A 21,793-nucleotide genomic window follows, 5' to 3' on the forward strand; every position below is an offset into this window, starting at 1 on the left:
TGAAATGGCATTCGGGGTATGCCTAATTTACAGGCAACCTGTGAAAAGCTGTCACAATACTATGCTAGCCTTTGTATTGTTCGAAGAGCGATGCGACGGCGTTCAGCATCACCTGTTTTTTTAAGCCTACTTTACCCATTTTCAAAACCGGGCCGCGGGCAACTGCGGCCCTCTTAATTTCTATTACGCTGCGGATGGCAATCTGGATGCAGGCCGCGGCTTAAAACCTCACCACGCAAAGCACCTGAAACACGGGCCAAAGACGCGCCAATTACGGGGCAAATACGGGCACAGGCCTGCAGCTCAGGCGCTACCTTGGGGATGCCGGTCGGATGGCCACGGACAACACTGAACCCATCGGGCCCATAACAGGCACCGGGGCACACAAACAGGCGAGCCATGTTGCGCATGAGACAGAGGTGTTGCGGGCCCTGCGGCAAAGCTGGCCAGACCCAAAGCGTGAAACCGGGTAGAGGCTGGTCGCCAGTGTGTCGATAGGCGCGATAGGGCTCTCATTGCAGGCGTTGAACCGCGAAAATGGCGCACGTCCGATTGCGGATCTGCTGCCGGTGACCTTCGCCGCACCCGAGGCAGAAATCTAAACCCTATTCACCCTTATTCGACATATCTTCAAGAAGGTCGAACGCGGCAAAGTCGAGCGCGTCTTCAGGCTCTTCGAGCGCGGTTTCGGAAATCGTCTGTCCCCGAACAGACACGCCGCGACGGTGGACCTCTTCGCGGTCGCCACAAACGAGATAGTGCCAGGCGGGCAGGTCTTTGCGCTCATGGAGTCGGCGATAGGCACATGAGGCAGGCATCCATTCCAGAGCTTCGATATTGTGCGGCGTCAGCTTGATGCAGTCGGGAACGTATTTATGTCGCTCAGCGTAATTGGAGCAGGCGCAGGTGCCCGTATCAAAAAGGCGGCAATGGACGCGTGTGGGGATGATTTCACCCGTATCCTCATCCTCGAGCCTTATCAGACAGCACAGACCACAGCCGTCGCATAGCGACTCCCATTCGGGAACGGTCATTTGGTAAAGGGTCTTGGTCTGCCAGAACGGTTGGGTCATTACGTACTTACACTGGGGGTTTACCACTGGGGGTTTACCTCCTCTGCCGACCCCCTTGTGCCCCATTCAGGGGAAAAGGACGCCCCTCTCCATCAAGGAAAAGGGCTGGGCGAGGAAGAGCTTTGTGCGCATTATCCTATATCTACCCGCTTTGCAAAGAACACCGAAACGGCTACATCCGCCAAATGAATGCACGCGCCCCCCTGCTCGCCCTGAAAGACGTTCGCCTGATGGACGGCCTAAATCCGCTATTTGACGGTGTCGATCTCGCGCTGGAGCCGCGCGTGCGGGCGTGTCTGGTTGGGCGCAATGGTGCGGGCAAATCGACCCTGATGCGCCTGATGGCCGGACTGATTGAGGCCGATTCGGGTGAGCGCGTCGTTATGCAGGGTATGCGCTACGCTTATGTACTGCAGGAGCCGCACCCTGTCGGAGATACCGTGCTCGACTGGGTCACCTCGGACGGTGCAGAACACTACACCGCAGAGGCCGAACTTTACACCTTCGGTCTCGACCCGGCGACCAAATGCGCCTCGCTATCGGGCGGAGAAAAACGCCGGGCCGCTCTGGCCAAGGCGTTTGCCGAAGACCCGGACCTGATTTTCCTCGATGAGCCGACCAACCACCTCGATATCTTCGCCATTGAAGCCCTCGAAGATCAGTTGCGTCAGTTCAAAGGCGCGGCCCTGATCGTCAGCCACGACCGCACCTTTCTGGAGCGGGTGACCCAGCGGTGCTACTGGCTGCACGACCGGCGCATTATGCGGCTTGACTCGGGATATGCTTCATTCGAGCCATGGTCAGAAAAGATCATGGAAGAGCAGGCGGAATCACTGCGCCGTCTGGAAAAGGCGATTGAGCGCGAAACCTACACATTTTATCGCTCGATCACCGCGCGGCGCACCCGAAACGAAGGCCGCGCGGCGAGGCTTCAAGCGATGCGCGCTGAAAAGATGGAACGTACCAAAGCCTTGCCACGTCAACTCGAGATGAGCATCGATTCCGGCGGAACGTCGGGCAAGCTTGTGGCCGAACTGAAAAACATCTCCAAGGGATTTGGCGACAAGGAACTGCTGAAGGGCTTCTCTACGCGCATTTTGCGCGGTGACCGGCTGGCCATTGTCGGGCCAAATGGGGCCGGCAAATCAACCCTCGTCAAGCTGCTGATCGGGCAGATTACCCCGGATGAGGGCGAGATCCGTCTTGGAACGGCCCTGGAAGTCGCCTATCTCGATCAGGGGCGCGATACGCTGAAAGGCGACGAAACGCTATGGGACGCGCTGGCAAATTCGGGCTCGGATCAAATCATGGTGCAAGGTCAGCCTCGCCACGTCGCAGCGTATGCCAAGGACTTTCTGTTCCGCGAAAACCAGTTGCGTCAGCCGGTAAAATCGCTGTCGGGCGGTGAGCGCAATCGCCTGCAACTGGCTCGCGCCCTCGCCTCAGCGACCAACCTTCTGGTGCTCGATGAACCGACAAACGACCTCGATATGGACACGCTGGACCTGCTTGAAGAGATGCTGGCCGACTATGACGGCACGCTGATACTGGTCAGCCACGACCGCGACTTTATCGACCGTCTGGCCACCTCGACGCTGGCCTTGAATGGCAAGGGCAAGGCGGTGGAAACGCCCGGCGGCTGGCAGGACTTCCTCAGGCAAAATCCGGACTTTTTCGAACAGCTGAGCCACAAGGCGCCGGCGACAAAGACGGTGGCCAAATCCGCTACAACCGCTGCATCTGCGACTCGGATGCCGGCCAAAAAGCTCAGCTATAAGGATCAGAAGCGCCTCGAAGACCTCGACAAGCTGATGCCGCAATGGCAGGCCGAAATCAAAAAGCTGGAGGCGGCGCTGAACGATCCCAACCTTTATGCCAAAGACCCCAAACGCTTCGAGGCCACCATGAAGGCGCTGGAAAAGGCGCGGGTCGATCTCGAAAACGGCGAAATGGAATGGCTTGAGCTCGAGGAAAAGAAAGAGGCGCTGGGATCGTGAATGCAACGTGCGTTTCGGTCTGAGATCGAGAGCCGGGCGAAAGTCCATTTCAGGAATGATACCCGATCAAATATCAGCCCTGTGCCCGGTTAAATCCGGCGTTGGCCAACCGTCTCAGTCAAGGGCATACGGTCCTTAGATTCACACCGCCAGGGTAAAAGATACCGCAAACCTCGTAATATCCGCGTTCCATTAGGGCAATGTTAAGCGGCAAAGCTTAGGTTAAGGCCGTTGCAACCCTACCGGAACCCGCGCGCCTGATGACCCGCACCCGTCGAATCCGTCTGTCTGCCCCGTCTCAGGCTCTTGTGGGCGTGGCCCTTTTGAGCCTGAGCGTCCAGGTGCCTGCCCTGGCCCAGACCCAGACCCAGACTCAGGCCCAGGCTCAGTCGCGGCCCTACCTCGACTGGCCCGGCAAGCGCGCGCCTCAAGCCGTGGCGTCACCCGCGGTTCCTGAAACCGCACCCGCCACGCCGCTGGAACGCGCCCTGCCCAATGTCGCCACTGGTCAGTCGGGCTTTGACATCCCGCCGTCACCCTATGGGCAGGTTGGCAACCCCTATCGCCACGAACTGAACTGGCGCGGTAAGACAGCCCCGGTCAATGCGAAGGCCGAAGCGTCTCAGACGGCCCCGAAAACCGCGCCGAAAACCGCACCGAAAACCGAGCTAGCGTCCAACTGGACGCCAGTACCGCAATCGCGCTTTGACGCCCCGCACCGCGCGGCGGCCGCACCGGTCACACCGCCGGCTCAGCCCTTTCCCCAAGAGGTCGAGGCCGCCCCGCTACCCTTACCCAAGAGGCCCGTAGCGAATCCGGTGCCTCTGCCGCAGCCCAAGCCTCCTGTCGTCAGCGCCGAAACCATCGCGCGTGAAACCGCGCCAGTAGCCAAGGCGCAACCGGTTCCGACCCCGCCCCTTCAGACCCAGGCGGCCGCCCCGGCGCCGGCCCCCATAGAGCCGCAGGTTCAGCCGCAGCTGCGCCCCGACGGCGCTTACCGTCTGCCCGCCAACAGCAAATATGCCGGTCGCGTGTCTCCGGAGCTGGAGGGCCGCCCGACGGCCGCCGCACAGGCCACTACGCCCGTAGCGCAAAAACCGGGCGCTCTGAAAGCGCAGGCCCAAACCGCTCCGCAACCCACTGCTGCGGCCGAAACGGCCAAAACAGCCAAGACTCCTGCGGCTAAAGCTTCCGCGCCAAAGCCTGCGGCAAAAGCCGCAGACACCAAAACCGCGCAAGCCAAGCCGGCGGACGTCAAAACCGCTACCGCACCGGCGGCAACGGCCCCTCTGGCTCAGGCCGCCGAGCAGGAATCGGCCGAGCCTTACACACCTTTTGTACCGGGCAGCCGCGCCACCACGGCGTCGCAGGCCCCGCGCTTCTATTCGCTTCACCGCGCCTATGGCTATGAGCCTGATCCGGCCCCGCACACCGGTGGTGATCTGGCCATAGACCCCAATGCCGTCCAGACCCCCGCCCAGGAGACGGCGTCCGAAGGGACCAGCAGCGCGCAAAAAACCAATACGCCTCCCGCCAAAGACAAGACGCTTTAAGGCTCGCCCATGTCCTCGCCCCTGAAAAACCTGATTGATCTGGCCAAGGAACCCTCTTCGGAGAAGCGCCGCGAACTGCTGCGTCAGGTCACCACCGTCTTCATGGCCCACCCGGACCAGATCGAAGGGCCTGAGATGGCGCTCTATGACGAGGTGATGAGCCAGTTATCGTCGGAAATGGAAACCGTTGTGCGCGCCGAAATCGCGCGCAAGCTGGCCGATGCCAAGGTCGCCCCGCTGGGACTGCTGCGCCGTCTGGCCTCCGACGATATCGAAGTGGCCGAGGCTATTCTCGTCCGCTCAAAAGCCCTGACCGAGAGCGACCTGATCCACGTCGTTTCGACCAAGGGCCAAGACCACCTGCGCGCCGTCTCACGCCGTGAAGAGGTGCCGGAATCGGTGTCGGGCGTCATCGTCGATCGCGGTGACGACACCACGGTCAACACGCTTCTGCGCAACGACGGGGCCCGCCTGTCGCGTGCCACCAACGAAGTGGTTGTTCAGCGCGCCCAGACCAGCCCCGCCCTGCACGAGGCCATCGTCAACCGCAAGGACTTCCCTATCGACCTGATGAACGACATGTATTTTGTCGTCGAAGCCCGCCTGCGCGAACGCATCATGCAGGAAAACGCCCGGGTTGATCCGGCAGTGCTGGAACAGGCCCTTTCGAAGTCGCGTAATACGGTGGCCATTGCCCACGGCTCCTTCCCGCCCGACTATGAAAAGATCATGGCTGAGGTGGACACACTCTATAATAATCAGAAACTCACCCCGGCCCTGCTGGCCCGGTATATGCGCGATCCAAACCCGACCTGGTTCCTCTGCGCCCTGGCCATTATGGCCGATATCGACTTCCTGACGGCGAGGCACGTGGTGGACAAGCGCGAACTGGACGCGCTGGCCATCGCCTGTAAGGCGGCGGATCTCGAAAAGTCACTGTTCCTGACCTATGCCATGATCATGCTGGCCGCACAGGACAATGCCATGGGCAAGGCCGCGGAATACGGCAAGCTCTATGAGCAACTCCCGCGCGACACAGCGCTTCGGACCATCCGCTTCTGGCGCATGCGCCGCGCCGAAGGCCACGCGGCTTAATGAACAATTATACCTCCCCAATGTCTCGGGGAGGGAGACAGCACGAAGCGGCGCTCCCATGCTGTGATGGGGGGAAACCGCCTGACTGTTTGATACTGCGCCTTACGCCTGCGCCCGCACGCGGTTGAGGTTTTCCATCGCGGCTTCGGCCAGCGACTTAAGACCGTGTTCGCTGAAAATCTCGTACGCGGCCTCAAGCGCATAGGCGGCTTCGGCGCGGTCCAGCATGAAGCCGGTAATGTCGCCGCGGGCCACGTAGAGACGTCCCAAATTGGTCTGAAGTATGGCCCAGCCGACCGGGTCTTCGCCCGGCTTGACCTGACGCAGTTGCGCCTTGAACGCCGCTTCAGCGTCGTCGAGCGACAGGAGATCGCCCTTCAGCTCGGCCCGGCGCGCCAGACAAGCGGCGCGGTTATTGACGATCTGCGCACGGACAGACAGGGGTTTGGCCAACGCCTTCGACAGAGCCAGATCAAACGCTGCCACCGCCTGTTCAGCCAGCCGATCTTCCTGAGTGAGTTCCGACAGAGCCTGTAGAGCCAGAGCCCGAAAGTGCGTCTGCGCCACCCAGTCAAGGGGCGTGTGTTCATAGGTAACCACCTCTTCCTGAGGCGTCAGAAGCGCGATGCCTTCGCTGATCATCTGCGGCTGCCCGTCGATCTGCCCTGCCCACACGTGGGCCAGCGCCAGACGCTGCGTCACCCGCACAAAGGTCACCGGCTCATAATCGGCATCAAGCCGTGCCAGCAGCGCCGTCAGGTCATTGATCACCGCCGTCATCAGCCGGCTGTCGTGACGATCCAGCCCGACCAGCATCAGCAGATCCGCGCGTTCCAGCCGCGCATCGGCGGCACTGATCTTGTCCTTTGCGGCCTTGGTCTGGCGCACCAGCGCATCGAAACGCTCGATGGCGCGGTCGATATGGGCCATGGCCACAAGCGCCGGTTCAAGGTCTTCGCCTATGCCTTGCCGCACGGCCAGACGCGCCGCCAGACGCCCTTCGGTCAGGGTGAAAGCCGCCAACAAGGGCGCATCGCCGCCAATGGCGCCGCGCCCGGTGGCCACCAGCGTTTCGGCCGAAGCCAGCAGTTCGGCGGTTTCAAACAAATCATAGCCCAAAAGGCAGATTTCTGCCTGCGCCAGCGCGGCACTTGCGGCCTCGCTAAGGGTCTTCGCGGCCTTGCCTGCCGCTTCCGCCGCCGTAGTGGCCTTGCTGAGCGCCAGTGTGTCGCCGGTTCGCCGCGCGTATTCGCGCCACACCAGTGCCGATTCAAGATAGGGCTCAAAGCGGCTGCGCGTCGAAACGCGCCCGCCTTCGACATCCAGGCCGCGCCCCTGCGTGATCAGCAGTTCGAGCGTCATCAGCTCATAAAGGCTCACATCGGGCTCATAACGCCCGCTCTGCCCCATTATGCGCCTCAGTTCACGGCCAAATTCAAACATGAAAAATACCCTGCGGCACAGGTCACGAAAATCGTCCCAGAACGGAACGTCCGGCCCTTGCCTCTGGGCTGTCTTGCAACTGTGTTGCCGCGGTCTTGCGCCCCATCACTGCGGCGGCGCAAGCCCCGTCACATAGCGCTCAAACGCCTGGCCCATCGCCCTCAGGTGGTCCGGTAAGGCATGGCGCGGGCGAAACAGCGCCACGGTGCGGTGGTGGGTAAAGCCGTGCAGTGTCGTGGTCACCACCCCTTGCGCCGTATGGCTGTTAGGCACAACGGTGGCCCCAATGCCCGCCGCCACCATGCGCAGCGCCCGCTCGTCATTCGCCGTGCGATAGGCCAGAGGCGGACGCACATTGCGGTCGGTGAAATAGCGGCTGGTTTCCGATAAAACCTCACAGCGCGAGCGCACGATCATCGGCTGATCCGCCAGGTCTTCGCCTCGCACCTGTGCCGCCCCGGCCAATGCATGATCGGCCGGCAGGGCCAGCACATAGGGCTCATTATATAAAGGCACCGAACTGTCGTCTTCGACGCGGCGGATCGACAGGGCATAATCTATCCCCCGCTCGTCAAAGCGGTTGAGTATTTCCTGCTCGGTGCCTTCAAACAGGTCGAAACGTCCGCCCGTCTCATCGGACAGGCTTGCGTCACGAAAGCCCTTCAGCAGCCCCGCTACCCAGACGCCGGACAGAGTTTGCAACACGCCAATGCGCAGCACGCGCGCCTGCTCGGTTTGCGCCAGCTCGGCCAGCGCCACATTGCATTCGTGCAAAATAGTCTTGGCGCGCGGCAAAAAGCGCGTCCCCGCCGTGGTCAGAAACACCCGCTTATTGTTGCGGATAAACAAGGTGACGCCGAGCTGTTCCTCAAGGCGCTTGATCCCCGATGAGAGCGAGGGCTGAGTGATCAGGCAGGCTTCAGCCGCGCGGGTAAAGGAACCCGTTTCGACTACGGCCAGAAAATAGCGAAGAAGATAGGGTTCCATTTGATCTCCCTCCTCCAATGGAGCGCAGCGTACGGGGCAGGTGTCGCGCCAGCGCAGCGCGATGAGACGGAAGGGGCAGAGGCTGAAAACGCCCCCCTCCACTGCTTCGCGGTCTCCCTCTGCCGCGGCTCAGGGGCGCACATGAATAGACATCATCTATTCATTACATTTTTATTATCAATTTTTCCAATGATCAAGAGCGGTGTAGGTTTCCCTTAAAGGAAACGTCCCATGCGCCTCACCAGCCAGATCGACACGAACAGCGCCGATTTCACCGCTAATCGCACCCATATGCAGGGGCTGGTCGATGATCTGCGCGCCCTGACCGCGCGCATTGCCGAGGGTGGCTCACAAAGCGCACGGCAAAAGCATGTGTCCCGCGGGAAATTACTGCCGCGTCAGCGTGTCGATGCCCTACTCGACCCCGGCTCGCCATTTCTGGAGCTGTCGGCGCTGGCCGCGCACGGCGTCTACGAGGACGAGGTGCCCGCCGCCGGGATCATCACCGGTATAGGCCGGATTGAGAACACCGAATGCGTGGTGGTGTGTAATGACGCCACGGTAAAGGGCGGCACCTATTATCCGCTGACGGTCAAAAAGCACCTGCGGGCGCAGGAGGTGGCGCAGATGAACCACCTGCCTTGTGTCTATCTGGTGGACTCCGGTGGGGCCAACCTGCCCAATCAGGACGAGGTCTTTCCCGACAAAGACGATTTCGGCCGCATCTTCTTCAATCAGGCGCAGATGTCGGCCAAAGGCATACCTCAGATCGCCGTGGTGATGGGCTCTTGCACCGCCGGCGGAGCCTATGTGCCGGCGATGTCGGATGAAAGCATTATTGTGCGCCGTCAGGGGACCATTTTTCTGGGTGGCCCGCCGCTGGTCAAGGCGGCAACCGGCGAAGTCGTCTCAGCCGAAGACTTGGGCGGTGGCGATGTCCATGCGCGTGTGTCCGGCGTGGTCGATCATCTGGCCACTAATGACGCCGAAGCCCTTCAGATGGCGCGACGCATTGTGCGCAATCTCAATCGTACAAAACCGACATCGCAGAAGGTGCGTGAGAGCGTTGAGCCGCTCTATGAAGCGCACGAGCTTTACGGCCTGATCCCTGTCGATAAGCGCATCCCGATTGATGTGCGCGAAATCATAGCGCGCATAGTCGATGGGTCGGAATTTGATGAGTTCAAGGCGCTCTACGGTGAAACGCTCGTGTGCGGGTTTGCCCATCTTTATGGCCATCCAGTCGGCATTGTCGCCAACAATGGTGTGCTGTTTTCCGAAAGCGCTCAAAAGGGCGCGCACTTTGTAGAACTGTGCTGTCAGCGCAATATTCCACTTGTTTTCCTGCAAAATATTACCGGCTTCATGGTGGGTCGCAAGTACGAAAACGAAGGCATTGCGCGGCACGGCGCCAAGATGGTGACGGCGGTGGCCTGCGCCAATGTGCCCAAGCTGACGCTCGTTTTCGGCGGCTCCTACGGGGCCGGCAATTACGGCATGTGCGGTCGCGCCTTCGACCCGCGCTTCCTGTGGATGTGGCCGAATGCGCGTATCTCAGTCATGGGCGGCGAACAGGCGGCCAATGTGCTGGCCACCGTGCGCCGCGATGGCATCGAGGCGAAGGGCGGCTCCTGGAGCGCGGATGACGAGGCCGCATTTAAGGCCCCTCTCCTGGAAACTTACGAGGCGCAGGGGCATCCCTATTACGCCTCAGCGCGCCTATGGGACGACGGCGTGATCGACCCGGCGGATACGCGCCGCGTACTGGGTCTGGGCCTTTCGGCGGCGCTCAATGCGCCCATAGAGCCGACGCGGTTCGGCGTGTTCAGGATGTAAGCCATGTCCACACTGAAACTCGACATCGCCGCCAATGGCATAGCGCGCCTGACCCTCAACCGGCCCGACAGGCATAACGCTTTTGATGAGGCGATGATTGGCGACCTGACCAGGACCTTTACGACGCTGGGGGCAAATCCCGCCGTGCGCCTCGTGGTGCTCAATGGCGCGGGCGAAAGCTTCTGCGCCGGGGGAGACCTCCACTGGATGCAGCGCGCTGCGCAGAAGACCGAGGTCGAAAACGAGGCGGATGCTTTTGCGCTAGCACGCATGCTACATACCCTCAACGCCTGTCCGAAACCGGTGATTGGCCTGATCCACGGCGCGTGTTTTGGCGGCGGTGTCGGCTTGGCGGCGGCCTGCGATATGGTGGTTGCGGCCCCCGATGCGCGCTTTGGCCTAACTGAGGTACGACTGGGCCTGATTCCGGCGGCCATTTCGCCGTTTGTGGTGGCGAAGATCGGCGCGTCGGCGGCGCGACGCTACTTTCTCACCGGAGAGCGTTTCAGCGCCGAAGAAGCCCGCCGTATCGGTCTGGTGCATGAGGTCAAGGCCGGGCTCGATGCCGCCGCCGCACCGTTGATTGACGGCCTGTTGGCCAGCGGGCCAGAGGCCCTGGCTGATGCCAAGGCCCTGATCTCAGACGTGTCCGGCCGCGCCGTCGATGAGGATCTGCTGCGCCTGACGGCCCGCCGCATCGCTGCTCGCCGCGCCTCCGATGAAGGCCGCGAAGGCATCGCTGCCTTTCTGGAAAAGCGCATGCCGGGATGGGTAAGATGATGTTCCGCAAACTGCTCATCGCCAATCGCGGCGAAATCGCCTGCCGCATCATCCGCACGTGTCAACGCCTCGGCATCAAGACCGTCGCCGTCTATTCCGAAGCCGATGCCAAGGCCCTGTTTGTGCGTCAAGCCGACGAGGCGCACCTGATCGGCCCGGCTCCTGCCGCGCAAAGCTATCTGCGCGGCGACGTGATCATTGAAGTCGCCAGACGCACGGGCGCCGAGGCCATCCATCCGGGCTATGGCTTCCTATCGGAAAACGCTGAGTTTGCGGAAGCCTGCGCCGCCGCCGGGATCGTCTTTGTCGGCCCGACGCCAGAAGCTATTCGGGCCATGGCATTGAAAGGCGCGGCCAAGGCGCTCATGGAGGGCGCTGGCGTGCCCGTCACTCCCGGCTATCATGCAGAGGCGCAGGACGAGACGATCCTGCTCACGGCCGCGCGTGAGATCGGCTTCCCCGTCCTGATCAAGGCCGTGGCCGGCGGCGGCGGCAAGGGTATGCGTCGCGTCGACAATGAATCTGATTTTCCAGAACTCTTGAAATCTTGTCAAGGCGAAGGGCAAAGCGCGTTTGGCGATCCGCGCGTCCTGATCGAAAAATACATTGAAGTGCCGCGTCATATCGAGATTCAGTTGTTTGCCGACAGCCACGGCAACGCCCTTCACCTTTATGAACGCGACTGTTCGCTGCAACGGCGCCATCAGAAGGTGATCGAAGAGGCCCCGGCGCCCGGTCTGCCCGAAGCTATGCGTCAGGCTATGGGTAAAGCGGCGGTCACAGCCGCCAAGGCCATTGGCTATCGCGGTGCGGGCACGATTGAGTTTATCGTCGATGTCTCCAAAGGCATCGCGCAAGCGGCCTTTTACTTCATGGAGATGAACACCCGACTTCAGGTCGAACACCCGGTGACAGAGGCCATTACGGGTCTTGACCTCGTCGAATGGCAGTTGCGCGTCGCCGCCGGCGAAGCCCTGCCCCTGACACAGGCTCAGGTGCCGCTCAACGGCCACGCCATCGAAGCGCGTCTCTATGCCGAAGACCCCGAACACGACTTTATGCCGTCCACCGGCACGCTGAACCGTCTCGTCTTTCCGTCCGGGGTTCGCGCCGATTCCGCCGTGGCTCAAGGCGATACGGTCAGCGTCTTTTATGACCCGATGATCAGCAAGCTAATCGTGCATGGCAAGGATCGTGCGGCAGCGCTTGACGCGCTTCGTACCGCCCTGATCCACACCCGCGCCGAGGGGCTGAAGACCAATCTGGCTTTCCTGCGGCGCATCGCCTCCGATCCGGATTTCCGCGCCGGGCAAATCGATACGGGCTTTATCGGCCGCCATGTCGAGCGCCTGACCGCGCCGTGGCCAGATTTGGGGCCGCAGTACGATTTGCTCACCGCTGCGCCCCCAACGCCGTGGCACGATGCGACCGGATTCCGGCTCAACCTCCCCCCCGCGTCGCCGGTCGATGTGCGCCACCTCACGGACGCTCTGGACGAGGCACATGAGGCTTCTGAGGTCCTCGCGCCCATGCCGGGACTGGTTGTCGCGGTACACATCAAAGAGGGCGAAACGGTTGAGAAAAACCAGCCGCTGATCGTGCTGGAGGCCATGAAGATTCAACTGACGCTTAAGGCCCCGCGCGCCGGTGTGGTGACAGGCTTAAGCACCACCACAGGCGAACAGGTCATCGAAAAAGCCGTGTTGCTGAACGTGACATAACCCCCTCACCCGGCGCTTGGCGCCATCCTCTCTCAAGGAGAGGAACTAAAAATGACCTCTCTGCCCCTTCTCCCTTGGGAGAGGACCGGGGCAAGGGGGCAGAGCCACAGGAAACGACCATGACCGATTTTCCGCATCTGCAATTCGCCCACGGCGACGACATCGACGCCCTGCGCGACACGGTAGCGAAGTTCGCCGCCGCCGAAATCGCGCCGCACGCCGCCGAAATTGACCGCACGGATCAGTTTCCTATGCCCCTGTGGCGCAAGATGGGGGATTTGGGCATTCTGGGCCTGACCGCGCCCGACATGTATGGCGGGGCGGAAATGGGCTATCTGGCGCACACCATCGCCATGGAAGAGATCAGCCGCGCCTCAGCCTCGGTCGGCCTGTCCTATGGTGCGCATTCCAACCTCTGCGTCAATCAGATCGTTCGCAACGGCAATGAGGCGCAAAAGGCGCGATACCTGCCGCGCCTGATCAATGGCGAGCACGTCGGCGCTTTAGCCATGTCGGAACCGGGAGCCGGTTCAGACGTCATGTCGATGAAGCTGCGCGCCGAAAAGCGCGGCGAGCATTATGTGCTCAACGGGTCCAAAATGTGGATCACGAACGGGCCGGACGCCGATGTACTGGTCGTTTATGCGCGCACGGCAGAAGGCTCAAAGGGCGTCACCGCCTTCCTGATCGAGAAAGATTTTGCGGGCTTTTCGGTGGCGCAAAAGCTCGACAAGCTAGGGATGCGCGGTTCGCATACAGGCGAACTCGTCTTCGCCGACTGCGAGGTACCCGAAGAGAATGTTTTGAGCACCGAAGGCCGGGGCGCGGCGGTGCTGATGTCGGGTCTCGACTATGAGCGCGTGGTTCTTTCCGGTGGACCTTTGGGCATCATGCGCGCCTGCCTCAACGCGGTTATACCCTATGTGCATGAGCGTCAGCAGTTCGGCGCGCCGATTGGCACGTTTCAGCTGATGCAGGGCAAGATTGCCGATATGTACGCCACCTGGGGGGCCTGCCGCGCCTATGTCTATGCCGTGGCGGCCGCCTGCGACCGCGGCGAGACGACGCGCAAGGACGCTGCCGCCTGCATCCTCTATGCGGCGGAAAAGGCGACTTGGATGGCCGGTGAAGCTATCCAGTGTCTGGGCGGCAATGGCTATGTCAATGAGTACCCGACCGGGCGGCTGTGGCGCGACGCCAAGCTGTACGAAATCGGTGCGGGCACAAGCGAAATCCGGCGTATGCTGATCGGACGCGAACTGTTCGAGGAAACGAAGTGACCCGCCCCAGCCACGTCACCCTCTACGAAGTCGGGCCTCGCGATGGCCTCCAGGCCGAGGCGCAGATCGTCCCGGCCACAACCAAGATCGCCCTGATCGACCGCCTGTCACAAACGGGTCTGCGCTTTATCGAAGCCACCAGTTTTGTCTCACCGAAATGGGTGCCGCAGATGGCCGATGCCGCTGAGGTCATGGCCGGGATCACCCGCGCGCGCCACCTGACCTATCCGGTGCTGACGCCCAATCTCAAAGGCTATGAGGCGGCGCGGGCAGCAGGGGCGCAAAGCGTCGCTGTTTTTGCCGCGGCATCCGAAACTTTCAGCCAGAAAAACATCAATGCCAGCATAGCTGAAAGCCTTGAGCGCTTTGCCCCGGTCGCCGCGCGCGCGCGCGAAGACGGCGTCCGCTTACGCGGTTATGTGTCGTGTGCCATCGCCTGCCCCTACGAAGGCCCGATTGCCCCCGAAGCCGTCGCCGAGGTGACGCAAAGCCTGATCGACATGGGCTGCTACGAGGTGTCACTGGGCGACACCATCGGGCGCGGTACTCCGGGCGATACGCAGCGCCTTCTGGAGGTCGTGTTAAAGCGCGTGGAAGCTACGAAGCTGGCGGTGCATTTTCACGACACCTGGGGGCAAGCTCTGGCCAATATTCTCGTGTCCCTCGACTATGGCATAGCCACGATTGATGCCTCGGTCGGAGGGCTGGGTGGTTGCCCCTACGCACCCGGGGCCAGCGGTAATGTGGCAACAGAAGATGTGCTCTACATGCTCAACGGGCTTAGCATAGAGACAGGCGTCGATCTCGAAAAGGTCATCGACACAGCGTGGTTTATCTCCGACGCGCTGGGCCGCCCGCCGAAGTCCAGGACCGCGGTGGCGCGCGGCCGCTGATCAGTTTCCGGCCACCTTCATGTGGCGACCAAAGACCTGCGTCCAGTAGAAATAATAGGGAACGTGCGCCTGACCCACCGGCTGGTCCTGCGTGTCGTGGACATAGCCGACCCCCATCTCCTCATAGCCGCAATTGAGGATATTGGCGCGGTGGCCTGGGCTGGTCATCCATTCCTCAAACACCCGATCAGCCGTCTTCTGACCGGCCGCGACATTCTCACCCAAAAGCGTATAGACATAGCCGGTGGCATGCACCCGGTCCTTTAACTTTATACCGTCGTCCGTGTAGTGATAGACGTAGTTTTTCTCGGACATGGAAACGCTTTGACGCTGAGCCGCCTGCATGAGCTGATCGCTGAGACGCAAGGGGCCGCAGCCGTTTTCGGCGCGCACATGATTGACCCGTTCGAGCAGGATGGCCGCCTGATCCTGCATCTCTTCACTGATGTCGTAATGCGGTGCGTCTGGCACCAGCGCGGCACTGAGGTCAGGAGCCTTAACCACCGTATTGACGCGGCGATAGGTCATGCCGGTGGTCCCGGCCTGTGGCGACGGCGAACTCAGCAAGGCGTCAACCGCCGCTTCAGCGGTGGCATCCAGCCGCTGAATCTTCTCGTCCGCCACACCTGCGCCCGCAAACAGCGCCGACGCCACAACGGATAAAACCACTGCCCGCATAGCCATCCCCGACTTAGCTTCAGGCGGACATCTTGTGGCCTCAAATGTAAACTTTCCGGTAAGAAACGGGCTTAAGCGGGGTTAGTCATAAAGCTCGCGCGACAGGGGCGCAAACAGGGCTTCGACGCTTCGGGCGCTGACGCAACCGATGGATTGCGGCAGCCAGTGCGGTGAGTGGTCCTTGTCCTCTAAGACCGCGCGCACGCCCTCAAGGAAGTCGTGGCTCTGGCAGAGGCGCGAGGCGATGCGGAACTCCATCTCCATCACCTGCTCAAAGGTCTCCAGACGGCGGCCTTCGCGCAGATGGCGCAGCGTCACACTCATCGAAAACGGCGAGCGAGTGGCCAGCACCTCGCCCTGATGCTGCGCCCAGTCGGAGTCCTCCAGCTTCAGCGCAATGGCGATATCGGCGAGCGTCGCCTTGCCGAAGATGCGGTTGATGACTTCCAGGTGCTCTGTGTAGGACGGTTCACCCACGGGCCGGTCATAGCGGTGCAGGATGTTGTCGATATCCCCTCCGGCCAGAAGCTCCGCCTTCAAAGCGGGCAGGTCAGCGGCCGCCACATGGTGGGTGCTGATCTGCGCCGCGCGCACATCAGTCCCTTTGAGCCGCTCACCCGTCAGGGCCAGCCAGGTGCCGGTTTCCCCCACCATGCGGGGCAGGAACCAGCCACCACCGACATCCGGGAACAGCCCAATGCCGGTTTCGGGCATGGCAAACAGGGTGTTTTCGGTCGAGACGCGATGCGAGCCGTGCACGCTGATGCCGACGCCACCGCCCATGGTCACACCGTCAATCAGGGCGACAAAGGGCTTGGGGAAACGTTTGATCAGCGTATTGAGACGGTATTCGGTGCGGAAGAATTCGCGCGCCGCTTCGCCGTCTGCGCGGCCTGAGCGTGCCGCTGCACGGACATCGCCACCGGCGCAAAAGGCACGCCCGCTATGGTCCAGAACGACGTAGCGAACACGGTCATCGGCAGCCCACTGGCTAAGCGTGTGCGCCATGTCGCGGCACATGGCGGTGGTCAGGGCATTGAGAGCCTGCGGCCGGTTAAGCGTCAGCCGTCCGACCCCGTTTTCCACCTGAGCCAGAACGGGTTTTTCCTCAACACCGAGCGCGTCCATAGGCCTTCCTTTCGCGTTTTCCTGTGCATTTTGCTGCACCTCATTGGGTGCAGCATTTTTTGTCAGATAACCACGGAATCAGCGGATTGGGAACTGTATAAAACCGCCTCCCCCGATTTTAGGGGAAGCGCTTTTGACGTTACGCCCTCACCATTTTCGCTTTGGCCAGCGTGTCAGCTACGTCGCCGGTAAGGCGCTTTTCACCCTGGGCACGGGCAAAGATATCGGCCAGACGCGGGCCGATGGCTTCGATCTGCGCGTCGATGCCGGCGCGATCAACGCCACCATTATATTCCGCCGACACGGCAATAATGCCGCCGGCATTGATCACGTAGTCCGGCGCGTAGAGAATGCCGCGACGGGCCAGAACCGCGCCGACTTCCGGCACCGACAACTGGTTGTTGGCGGCCCCGGCAACTACGGCGGCGGTCATGCGTTCGGCTACGTCAGGGGTGATGATAGACCCCAGCGCGCAAGGCGCAATCACATCGGCGTCGCTCAGCAGGATGTCTGCGACATTGCCCATTTCCGCGCCGAAGCGGTCGACCATTTCAACCACGCGCGTGGTGTGAATGTCCGCCACGATCAGCTTTGCACCGCGCGCGTGCAGTTCCTGACACAGGTAGCCGCCGACATGGCCTAGCCCTTGAACCGCGATACGCACGCCTTCCAAGCTGTCGCGCCCCAGACGCGCCTGTACCGCCGCTTCTATGCCAATAGCCACGCCGCGCGCCGTAAACGGCGACGGGTCACCACCCACCGAACCCTCTGTGGCCAGGCCGGACACATACTTCGTCTGACGCGCAACGACCATCATGTCTGACACGCCGACACCGACGTCTTCGGCAGTGATATACTGCCCACCCAGCGCTTCGACCGCGCGACCGAAAGCCGTGAAAATCTGCTCGCGGTTTTCCGGTGCGACAGGGCCCATGATAACCGCCTTGCCGCCGCCAAACGGCAACTCAGCCATAGCGTTCTTATAGCTCATGCCGCGCGATAGGCGCAGTGCGTCGGTGCGCGCCGCCGCCGCATCGTCATAGGTCCAAAGACGGCAACCACCCGCTGCCGGCCCCCGCGCCGTCGAATGGACCGCGATGATGGCGCGCAGGCCGGTTTCGGGATCGTTGACATCGACGACCTTTTCATGCGCGTCATATGAAGGCGTATCAAACATGGGCGGGTTCCTTTTGTGAGAGAGGCGTAGAGACGGTTTTAACCGCGTCGATTTGCGTCAGAAGCGCGGCCTTGCGTGTCTGTGCCGCTTCGACCGAGGCGGCCTTAACGTGGCCAAAACCGCGGATGTCTTCGGGAAGGCGGGCCAGTGCCACAACCAGCTCCAGCGTATGCGGGGAGAGCTTCGCCACGAGTTCCGGGATCAGGCGCAAATAGTCATCGCGCAGACGCCGTTCCATGCGCCGTTCCTCTGTATGACCGAACGGATCGAACAGGCTGCCGCGCAAGCCTTTCAGCCCTTTCAGGACGCCAAAGGCGCTGAAGACCCAGCCGCCGAATTTCATCTTGCGCGGTTCCCCGGTAACTGGGTCCTTGCGCGCCAGCAGTGGCGGAGCGAGATATACAGCTATTTTTCCGGTATTATCGAATTGACTCTCGAGCCGCTGACGGAAGGCCGGATCGCTGTAGAGGCGTGCCACCTCGTATTCGTCCTTATAGGCCATCAGCTTATACGCGTTGCGCGCTACGGCCTCCAAAAAGGCGGGCGATCCTGCCTTGCGTGCCTGTTCGACCGCGGCGGCATATTGCGCCGCGTATGCCGCGTCCTGGTAGGCGCTCAGATCGGCGATCCGCCGCGTGATAAAAGCTTCGACATCGAACGGCGCCTCAGCTTTCGGTGGCGCAATGCGGCCCAGATAAAGCGCACGCCCCAGCGCAAAGGCCTTATGGTTATTCGCTTTTTCAGCCCCATTAAGGTCGATGGCGCGTTCAATCGCCTGACGGCTCAGCGGCACGGCCCCGGCCTGCCAGGCGGCTCCCAGGAGGATCATATGTCCATAGACGGCATCGCCCAGCAGCCGCCGCGCCACACCCCCGGCATCCAGCGGCTCACAGCGTTTAGACGCCTTGCGTAAGCGTCCCATCAGGCCGCCCTTATCAAACACGATATCGCGGTTCAGCGTGAAGGCTGCCGTCGAGGTCAGGGCCGAATTGACAAAGCTCAGGGTACGTTCCGGGCTAACCAGAGGCAGGGCCGTCTTTCCGGTGGCCTGCACCATATCGGCGGCCAGAAGCACATCGGCTTCCCCGGCGCTGATGCGCGGCGCGGGCAACCGCTGGCCTTGCGCCACGATGCGCACATGGGCATCGACGCCGCCGCCGCGTTGCGCGAGGCCTGTCTGATCCGCTACCGACACTTCGAAGCCATCGATATGCGCCGCCATCCCCAGCATGGCGGACAGCGAGGTGACGCCCAAACCGCCGATTCCCGCCAGCAGGATATTGACCGGGCGCGCCGTAGGAGGGGGCGGCGTCAGTTCAGGCAGGTCGGCGATTAACGAAGTGATATCCGGCGCAGCGGCTTTTTTAAGCGCTGCCCCTTCGACCGCGACAAACGACGGGCAGAAGCCTTTGACGCAGGACGTGTCGATATTACACGCCGACTGGTCGATTTCGCGCTTACGCCCCAGTTCGGTTTCCAGTGGGTTGATGGCGACGCAGTTCGACTTAGCCTGACAATCGCCGCAACCTTCGCACACGGCCGGATTAATGAAGATACGGGCGGCGGGCTTTGGAGCCGTGCCGCGTTTGCGGCGGCGGCGCAGTTCGGTGGCACAGGCCTGATCATAGATCAGCACCGATACCCCCTTATGGGTGCGCAGGTCCATCTGCACGGCTTCCAGATCATCGCGGTGGGCATAGGTTGTCCCAGACGGCATTTCGCCTTCCCAGCGCTCTGGATCATTAGAGACCAACGCAATGCGCTCCACGCCCTCGGCGCGCACCTGTTGGGCCACCTTGACGGGGGTAAGTTGCCCATCGACCGACTGCCCGCCCGTCATGGCCACCACGTCGTTATAAAGGATCTTGTAGGTGATATTGACCCCGGCGGCGATGGCCTGGCGGATGGCCAAAAGTCCCGAATGGAAGTAGGTGCCGTCGCCCAGATTGGTGAAGACGTGACCTTCGTCGGTGAAGGGCGCCTGCCCCATCCAGGTTACGCCTTCGCCGCCCATATGGGTGCAGATTTCTGTACGGCGCGGCATGAAGGTCGCCATATAATGACAGCCGATCCCAGCCAGACCGCGCGATCCTTCGGGCACGACGGTCGATCCATTGTGCGGGCATCCGGCGCAAAAGAACGGCGCGCGGATATGGTCGGGCTTGAGCGCGTCCTTCGTCGTCAAGCGGGCGCGGAAGCCTTCGGCGCGCTCGTGGCGTTGAGCGTTACGCGCCGCTTCCGGCAGCAGGTCGTAGAGCGCCAGGGCCACCTGTAGCGTATCCAGTTCCAGAACATCGGAGATCAGCGGCTCACCACTCAGACCGCGCTTGCCGAGGATCAGGGGGCGACGGCCATCGGGTAGGGCATAAAGCGCCGAGCGCAGCTGCGGCTCAATCACTTCGCGCCGTTCCTCGACCACCAGCAGCTTTTCTAGGCCTGCCGCAAAGGCGCGCGCCCCTTGCGCATCCAGCGGCCAGACCATGCCGACCTTCCATACGCTAAGGCCGATGTCGCGCGCTTCGGCCTCATTGATACCGAGAAGCTCGAGCGCCTCCATCACCTGCGTAAAGGCCTTGCCCGCCGTGGCGATACCGATGCGCGGGCGCTCATGGGGCCAGACCACCGTGTCGAAGCCATTCAGCCGCGCAAAGGCCGAAGCGGCAGGCAGGCGATAGTGGCGGTGACGCGCTTCTTTTTCGGCGGGGGTGTCCTTGGCCCTTATGTGCAGACCATCGGCCGGCAGGTCGATCACCGGGTTGCGCGTATCGAAACGGTCGCTGAGATCAACGGCCGCCGAAGCATCCATCAGATCAGAAATCGTCTTCAGCGCCACCCAACCGCCATAGAAGCGCGACAGGGCGAGGCCCTTGACGCCGTATTCCAAAACCTCGGCGATGGTGGCTGGGCTAAGCACCGGAATTTCGGCGTCGATAAAGGCCAGTTCCGACTGGTTGGGCAGGGTCGAGGACTTGCAGGCGTGGTCATCGCCGACCACGGCCAAAACGCCGCCCAAGGGCGTCGTTCCGGCCATATTGGCGTGTTTGAGCACGTCGCCTGAGCGGTCCACGCCCGGCCCCTTGCCGTACCAGATGCCAAACACACCGTCATAGCGCGCGCCTTCAAACAATGGCACGTGCTGCGTGCCCCATACGGCGGTGGCCCCCAGGTCTTCGTTGATGGCCGGCTGCACGACGATGTTCAGCGGATCAAGCAGCGATTTGGCCTGCTGCAATTGCTGATCGTAATTGCCGAGCGGCGAGCCGCGATAGCCGGAAATAAACCCCGCTGTGCTGAGCCCGGCGCGCCGGTCTCTGCGCGCGATCATCAGCGGGAGCCGCACCAGCGCCTGAACCCCGCTCATAAAAGCGCGGCCCTCTTCGAGGACGTACTTGTCGCTTAGACTGACCTCAGCCGTTACCTTTGGCATCCTCGCTCCTGCTAACAAATTCTCGTTTGACGGAATTTTTTTGCAGGATGGCACGAAATCAGGAGAATGAATTTTCGAATTTCGTGTTATTAAAGGCATAGACAAAATGACATTCCGTTGCGGCGCTTTGCCGCAGAATGGGATGCCTTCTACAGATGGAATGCCCATGTCACGCAGTTCTGAAGGCCGTGGCCTTGACGATACCGACCGCAAAATCCTTCGATTGCTGCGCAGCAATTGTCGGCTGACAACGCAGGAAATCGCCGATCAGGTAGGCCTGTCCCCCACCCCTTGCTGGTCGCGCATCAAACGGATGGAGGAAAACGGCGTCATCACAGGCTATGTCGCCCTGCTGGATCCGGAACAGGTAGGTAAGCCCGATACGGTCATCGTCGAAATCAATATCGAATCGCACGACGATGAACGTATCGAAGCCTTTTCACGCTATGTGCTGAACCTACCCGAAGTGACCGACGCCTATCTTACGACAGGTGAGTACGATTATGTGCTTATCGCGGCGGTCGATGGGACGGAGGGCTATGAGCAGTTTTTGCGAAAGAAGCTGCTGAAATTTCCCGGCATCCGCCACACGCGCTCGACCTTCTGCCTTCGCCGCCTGAAACGCGAACCGTCACCGGCGGTCGGATAAGCCCGCAAACATAGGGCGTGATCTGCACCGTCTGGGCGTTACAGAGCGCCAGAAAATCCGGGGCCTAGACCGGTGT

General features: G+C 61.6%; 16 protein-coding genes. 9 read left to right on the forward strand and 7 right to left on the reverse strand.

Annotation, left to right across the window (positions count from 1 at the left end; all coding sequences use genetic code 11):
- Positions 1 to 605: 605 nt before the first annotated feature.
- Complete coding sequence (locus ASTEX_RS10035) at positions 606 to 1,073, reverse strand: YcgN family cysteine cluster protein (RefSeq protein WP_041658621.1); 468 nt, start codon at positions 1,071 to 1,073, stop codon at positions 606 to 608.
- 185 nt (positions 1,074 to 1,258) lie between these two features.
- Between ASTEX_RS10035 and ASTEX_RS10040 the strand changes: the two genes are divergently transcribed.
- The 3 genes from ASTEX_RS10040 to ASTEX_RS10050 all read left to right on the forward strand — a co-directional run bounded on the left by ASTEX_RS10040 (position 1,259) and on the right by ASTEX_RS10050 (position 5,718).
- Positions 1,259 to 3,070, forward strand: coding sequence for an ABC-F family ATP-binding cassette domain-containing protein (locus ASTEX_RS10040; protein ID WP_041658622.1), 1,812 nt, complete (start codon positions 1,259 to 1,261; stop codon positions 3,068 to 3,070).
- Between the two features lie 260 nt (positions 3,071 to 3,330).
- The gene (locus ASTEX_RS10045) at positions 3,331 to 4,623 is read left to right on the forward strand and encodes a hypothetical protein (RefSeq protein WP_013479514.1); all 1,293 of its coding nucleotides are present in this window, start codon (positions 3,331 to 3,333) and stop codon (positions 4,621 to 4,623) included.
- A gap of 9 nt (positions 4,624 to 4,632) precedes the next feature.
- Complete coding sequence (locus tag ASTEX_RS10050) at positions 4,633 to 5,718, forward strand: DUF2336 domain-containing protein (RefSeq protein WP_013479515.1); 1,086 nt, start codon at positions 4,633 to 4,635, stop codon at positions 5,716 to 5,718.
- Between the two features lie 102 nt (positions 5,719 to 5,820).
- On the opposite strand, the gene ASTEX_RS10055 is transcribed toward ASTEX_RS10050, so the two are convergent.
- Both ASTEX_RS10055 and ASTEX_RS10060 read right to left on the reverse strand, forming a co-directional pair.
- A complete protein-coding gene (locus tag ASTEX_RS10055) occupies positions 5,821 to 7,161 on the reverse strand; it encodes a hypothetical protein (protein ID WP_144004643.1) in 1,341 nt (446 codons plus the stop codon).
- Positions 7,162 to 7,266: 105 nt separating this feature from the next.
- Positions 7,267 to 8,148, reverse strand: coding sequence for a LysR family transcriptional regulator (locus ASTEX_RS10060; protein WP_013479517.1), 882 nt, complete (start codon positions 8,146 to 8,148; stop codon positions 7,267 to 7,269).
- Between the two features lie 231 nt (positions 8,149 to 8,379).
- On the opposite strand from ASTEX_RS10060, the gene ASTEX_RS10065 reads away from it, so the two are divergent.
- The 5 genes from ASTEX_RS10065 to ASTEX_RS10085 all read left to right on the forward strand — a co-directional run bounded on the left by ASTEX_RS10065 (position 8,380) and on the right by ASTEX_RS10085 (position 14,658).
- Entirely contained in the window at positions 8,380 to 9,984 is a 1,605-nt protein-coding gene (locus ASTEX_RS10065; protein WP_013479518.1) for a carboxyl transferase domain-containing protein, read from the forward strand.
- A 3-nt stretch (positions 9,985 to 9,987) separates the two neighbouring features.
- Positions 9,988 to 10,764: an enoyl-CoA hydratase-related protein gene (locus tag ASTEX_RS10070; protein WP_013479519.1), complete on the forward strand. Its 777-nt coding sequence runs from the start codon at positions 9,988 to 9,990 to the stop codon at positions 10,762 to 10,764.
- Complete coding sequence (locus tag ASTEX_RS10075; RefSeq protein ID WP_041659188.1) at positions 10,764 to 12,485, forward strand: acetyl/propionyl/methylcrotonyl-CoA carboxylase subunit alpha; 1,722 nt, start codon at positions 10,764 to 10,766, stop codon at positions 12,483 to 12,485. The genes ASTEX_RS10070 and ASTEX_RS10075 overlap by 1 nt, the downstream gene beginning before the upstream one ends.
- A 119-nt stretch (positions 12,486 to 12,604) precedes the next feature.
- The gene (locus ASTEX_RS10080; RefSeq protein ID WP_013479521.1) at positions 12,605 to 13,765 is read left to right on the forward strand and encodes an isovaleryl-CoA dehydrogenase; all 1,161 of its coding nucleotides are present in this window, start codon (positions 12,605 to 12,607) and stop codon (positions 13,763 to 13,765) included.
- Entirely contained in the window at positions 13,762 to 14,658 is an 897-nt protein-coding gene (locus ASTEX_RS10085; protein WP_013479522.1) for a hydroxymethylglutaryl-CoA lyase, read from the forward strand. The genes ASTEX_RS10080 and ASTEX_RS10085 overlap by 4 nt, the downstream gene beginning before the upstream one ends.
- Here the strand turns inward: ASTEX_RS10085 and ASTEX_RS19335 are convergent, their stop codons facing one another.
- The 4 genes from ASTEX_RS19335 to ASTEX_RS10105 all read right to left on the reverse strand — a co-directional run bounded on the left by ASTEX_RS19335 (position 14,659) and on the right by ASTEX_RS10105 (position 21,068).
- Complete coding sequence (locus ASTEX_RS19335; RefSeq protein WP_013479523.1) at positions 14,659 to 15,336, reverse strand: CAP domain-containing protein; 678 nt, start codon at positions 15,334 to 15,336, stop codon at positions 14,659 to 14,661.
- 81 nt (positions 15,337 to 15,417) lie between these two features.
- Positions 15,418 to 16,464 (reverse strand): enoyl-CoA hydratase/isomerase family protein, encoded by a 1,047-nt coding sequence (locus ASTEX_RS10095; RefSeq protein WP_013479524.1) that lies wholly within the window; start codon positions 16,462 to 16,464, stop codon positions 15,418 to 15,420.
- 139 nt (positions 16,465 to 16,603) lie between these two features.
- Positions 16,604 to 17,641 (reverse strand): Leu/Phe/Val dehydrogenase, encoded by a 1,038-nt coding sequence (locus ASTEX_RS10100; protein ID WP_013479525.1) that lies wholly within the window; start codon positions 17,639 to 17,641, stop codon positions 16,604 to 16,606.
- Positions 17,634 to 21,068 (reverse strand): indolepyruvate ferredoxin oxidoreductase family protein, encoded by a 3,435-nt coding sequence (locus ASTEX_RS10105; RefSeq protein WP_013479526.1) that lies wholly within the window; start codon positions 21,066 to 21,068, stop codon positions 17,634 to 17,636. Before ASTEX_RS10105 ends, ASTEX_RS10100 begins: the two co-directional genes overlap by 8 nt.
- A 166-nt stretch (positions 21,069 to 21,234) precedes the next feature.
- Here ASTEX_RS10105 and ASTEX_RS10110 point away from each other — a divergent pair, with 166 nt between their 5' ends.
- On the forward strand, positions 21,235 to 21,717 hold the full coding sequence (locus tag ASTEX_RS10110; protein WP_013479527.1) for an Lrp/AsnC family transcriptional regulator: 483 nt from the start codon (positions 21,235 to 21,237) through the stop codon (positions 21,715 to 21,717).
- Positions 21,718 to 21,793: the final 76 nt, after the last annotated feature.

This window comes from Asticcacaulis excentricus CB 48, assembly GCF_000175215.2.
Classification (GTDB): domain Bacteria; phylum Pseudomonadota; class Alphaproteobacteria; order Caulobacterales; family Caulobacteraceae; genus Asticcacaulis; species Asticcacaulis excentricus.

Excerpts from the sequence above, each read along its gene's own strand:
- ASTEX_RS10035 (WP_041658621.1), bottom strand. The coding sequence starts at position 1,073 with ATGACCCAACCGTTCTGGCAGACCAAGACCCTTTACCAAATGACCGTT.
- ASTEX_RS10040 (WP_041658622.1), top strand. The coding sequence starts at position 1,259 with ATGAATGCACGCGCCCCCCTGCTCGCCCTGAAAGACGTTCGCCTGATG.
- ASTEX_RS10045 (WP_013479514.1), top strand. The coding sequence starts at position 3,331 with ATGACCCGCACCCGTCGAATCCGTCTGTCTGCCCCGTCTCAGGCTCTT.
- ASTEX_RS10050 (WP_013479515.1), top strand. The coding sequence starts at position 4,633 with ATGTCCTCGCCCCTGAAAAACCTGATTGATCTGGCCAAGGAACCCTCT.
- ASTEX_RS10055 (WP_144004643.1), bottom strand. The coding sequence starts at position 7,161 with ATGTTTGAATTTGGCCGTGAACTGAGGCGCATAATGGGGCAGAGCGGG.
- ASTEX_RS10060 (WP_013479517.1), bottom strand. The coding sequence starts at position 8,148 with ATGGAACCCTATCTTCTTCGCTATTTTCTGGCCGTAGTCGAAACGGGT.
- ASTEX_RS10065 (WP_013479518.1), top strand. The coding sequence starts at position 8,380 with ATGCGCCTCACCAGCCAGATCGACACGAACAGCGCCGATTTCACCGCT.
- ASTEX_RS10070 (WP_013479519.1), top strand. The coding sequence starts at position 9,988 with ATGTCCACACTGAAACTCGACATCGCCGCCAATGGCATAGCGCGCCTG.
- ASTEX_RS10075 (WP_041659188.1), top strand. The coding sequence starts at position 10,764 with ATGTTCCGCAAACTGCTCATCGCCAATCGCGGCGAAATCGCCTGCCGC.
- ASTEX_RS10080 (WP_013479521.1), top strand. The coding sequence starts at position 12,605 with ATGACCGATTTTCCGCATCTGCAATTCGCCCACGGCGACGACATCGAC.
- ASTEX_RS19335 (WP_013479523.1), bottom strand. The coding sequence starts at position 15,336 with ATGCGGGCAGTGGTTTTATCCGTTGTGGCGTCGGCGCTGTTTGCGGGC.
- ASTEX_RS10095 (WP_013479524.1), bottom strand. The coding sequence starts at position 16,464 with ATGGACGCGCTCGGTGTTGAGGAAAAACCCGTTCTGGCTCAGGTGGAA.
- ASTEX_RS10100 (WP_013479525.1), bottom strand. The coding sequence starts at position 17,641 with ATGTTTGATACGCCTTCATATGACGCGCATGAAAAGGTCGTCGATGTC.
- ASTEX_RS10105 (WP_013479526.1), bottom strand. The coding sequence starts at position 21,068 with ATGCCAAAGGTAACGGCTGAGGTCAGTCTAAGCGACAAGTACGTCCTC.
- ASTEX_RS10110 (WP_013479527.1), top strand. The coding sequence starts at position 21,235 with ATGTCACGCAGTTCTGAAGGCCGTGGCCTTGACGATACCGACCGCAAA.